Source organism: Lentzea sp. NBRC 105346, from assembly GCF_030269605.1.
Classification (GTDB): domain Bacteria; phylum Actinomycetota; class Actinomycetes; order Mycobacteriales; family Pseudonocardiaceae; genus Lentzea.
In genome coordinates, this window is record NZ_BSTQ01000063.1 from 1 (window position 1) to 262 (window position 262).

Annotated in this window: 2 rRNA genes; both read right to left on the bottom strand. The window is 53.8% G+C overall.

Going from position 1 to position 262, the window contains the following annotated elements:
* Positions 1-83, bottom strand: a 5S ribosomal RNA gene (gene rrf, locus QSK35_RS42620); the annotation flags it as partial.
* 89 nt (positions 84-172) lie between these two features.
* A 23S ribosomal RNA gene (locus QSK35_RS42625) occupies positions 173-262 on the bottom strand; the annotation flags it as partial.

The window sequence follows — 262 nt, forward strand, 5'->3', positions numbered from 1 at the left end:
AGTGCAGTACCATCGGCGCAGAAGGGCTTAACTACCGGGTTCGGAATGGGACCGGGTGTTTCCCCAACGCTATAACCACCGAAACACTATGGAATTCAAACCAGCACCCCGAGAGATGCTCGATCGGTCTGGTTCGTTCTTCCAGAACCGCACAGTGGATGCGTAGCGTCTTTGTAACAAGTCCTCGGCCTATTAGTACCAGTCAACTCCAACCGTTACCGGTCTTCCATCTCTGGCCTATCAACCCAGTGGTCTAGCTGGG